This is a genomic window from Micromonospora sp. NPDC023633 (assembly GCF_040640035.1).
Taxonomy (GTDB): domain Bacteria; phylum Actinomycetota; class Actinomycetes; order Mycobacteriales; family Micromonosporaceae; genus Micromonospora.
The window spans coordinates 1-2,362 of record NZ_JBFABB010000266.1 but is presented as its reverse complement, the minus strand read 5'-3'; the positions used below and the strand labels follow the sequence as shown (position 1 = coordinate 2,362).

2 protein-coding genes are annotated in these 2,362 nt (G+C 76.9%); one reads left to right on the top strand and one right to left on the bottom strand.

Features of this window, described 5'->3' with window-relative positions:
- The coding region (locus AB0G13_RS34580) for a glycoside hydrolase family 3 N-terminal domain-containing protein (RefSeq protein WP_357883875.1) at positions 1-986 on the bottom strand (986 nt) is incomplete at its 3' end.
- A 166-nt stretch (positions 987-1,152) separates the two neighbouring features.
- Here AB0G13_RS34580 and AB0G13_RS34575 point away from each other — a divergent pair.
- Entirely contained in the window at positions 1,153-2,328 is a 1,176-nt protein-coding gene (locus AB0G13_RS34575; RefSeq protein WP_357883872.1) for an ROK family transcriptional regulator, read from the top strand.
- Positions 2,329-2,362: the final 34 nt, after the last annotated feature.

Sequence of the window (2,362 nt, the reverse complement as noted above, 5' to 3'; positions counted from 1 at the left end):
GCGGCGAGCGCGGCGGCGCGGCCGGCCGCCTCCTCCACCCGTGCCCGGTCCAGGCGGCCGTCGGCCAGCGCCCCGACGATCTCCGCGACCACCCGCTCGACCAGTGCGGCGTCGACCTCGGCGCCGATGCACAGCAGGTCGGCCCCGGCGGCGAGGGCTCGGACGGCGGCCGGGCCGATCCCGCCGGCCGCCACCGCGGCGCCCTTCATCTCCAGCGCGTCGGTGATGACGGTGCCGGTGAAGCCGTACTCGCCGCGGAGCAGGTCGACCAGGACCGCCCGGCTGAACGTGGCGGGGCCGTCGCCGGTCAGCGCCGGCACCCGGATGTGCGCGGTCATCACGGCCCGCGCGCCGGCCGCGACGACCGCGGCGAACGGTGGCAGGTCGCGCCGGCGCAGCACGTCGAGCGGCACGTCCACGGTGGGCAGCTCGTGGTGGGAGTCGGCGACCGTCGCGCCGTGCCCCGGGAAGTGCTTGGCGCAGGCGGCGACCCCGGCGGCCTGGAGGCCGGCCACGGCGGCGGCGGAGTGCGCGGCGACGCGGGCGGGGTCGGCGCCGAACGAGCGGGTGCCGATCACCGGGTTCTCGTCGGCGGTGTTGACGTCCACCGTCGGCGCGAGGTTGACGGTGACGCCGAGGGCGGCAAGCTCCGCGCCGATGGCCTCGTAGACCTGGCGGGTCAGCGTCACCTCGTCGATCGCGCCGAGCGCCGCGTTGCCCGGGTACGGGCTGCCGGTGGCGTGCGCCAGCCGGGTGACGTCGCCACCCTCCTCGTCGATCGCGACCAGCACGTCCGGGCGGCCGGCCCGCAGGGCGGCGGTGCTCGCCGCCACCTGCCCGGGGTCGTGGACGTTGGTGCCGAACAGGGTGTGCCCCGCGAGCCCCTCGGCGACCAGGTCGACCGCCCAGCCCGGGGGAACCGGCCCCGGGTACGCGGCGAGCAGCGTGCCGAGCGCGAGCCGGCGCAGTCCTGGATCCAGCCCCACGTGATCTTCCCCTTTCGTCCCCGACGGCACGAATTCGTACCGGCGGGGGTCGGTGACGTACCGGGTCGGCCGAGCACCCCGCTCCCGGGCGGCCGATACGCTGTCGGCTACCCGCTCGCAGGTCGATTTACAGTTAGCAAGGTTTACCAAAACTAGAGGACGTGGCATGAGTGCGACCCGGCTGCCCGGCACCCCCCGCCTGTTGCGGGCGCTCAACGACCGCGCGGCGCTGGAGCTGCTGCTGGAGCAGGGGCCGCTGACCCGGGCCCGGCTCGGCGAGCTGACCGGGCTGTCCAAGGTCACCGCCTCCCAGCTCGTCGAGCGGCTGGAGGAGCGGGGGCTGGTCGCCCGGGTCGGCGAGCAGGCCGGCGGGCGGGGGCCGAACGCCCAGCTCTACGCCGTGCGGCCCGGCAGCGCGCACGTGGTCGGGGTGGACGTGGGCGCCGACCGGGTGGTCGCCGCCTGCGCGGACATCACCGGGACGGTGATCGGCCGCGTCGAGCAGTCGACCCGCGACACCGACGACCCCGTCGGGGTCGTGCACAACGCGGTGGTCCAGGCCGCGAGCAGCGCCGGGGCCCAGCTGTCGAGCGTACGGCGGATCGTGCTGGGCACCCCCGGCCTCGTCGACCCCGGCACGGGCGACATCACGTTCGCCTTCAACCTGCCCCGCTGGCACACCGGTCTGCTCGCCGCGCTCCGGGACGACCTGCACACCCCGGTGGTCTTCGAGAACGACGTCAACCTGGCCGCCGTCGCCGAGGCGCAGTCGGGCGCGGCCCAGGGGCTCACGGACTTCGTGCTGGTCTGGGTAGGCGCCGGCGTCGGCCTGGCGATCGTGCTGGGCGGCAGGCTGCACCACGGCAGCAGCGGCGCCGCCGGCGAGATCGGCTACCTGCCGGTGCCCGGCGCGCCCATCCCGCGTGACGTGTCCCGCCGGGCGAAGCCGGCGTTCCAGCAGTTGGTCGGCGCGGACGCGGTCCGCGAACTGGCCCGCGCGCACGGCTACCCGGACGACAGCGGCGCCGACGCGGTGCGGGCGGCGGTGGCCGACGGCACGGCCGGCGGCCCCATGCTCGACGAGGTGGCCCGCCGGCTGGCGCTGGGCGTGGCGAGCACCTGCGTGGTGCTGGACCCGCCGCTGGTGGTGCTCGCCGGCGAGGTCGGCCAGGCCGGCGGGGCGGCGCTGGCCGAGCGCGTGCAGCACGAGGTCGCGGCGATCACGCTGGTGCGTCCCCGGGTGGTGCCCACGGGGCTGCCCGAGGAGCCGATCCTGCGGGGCGCGCTGCGCACCGCGCTGGACGCCGTCCGGGACGAGGTCTTCGGCTCGACGGTCGGCTGACCGGGCGCGGCCCGCACCGGTGGCCGGCCGCGCC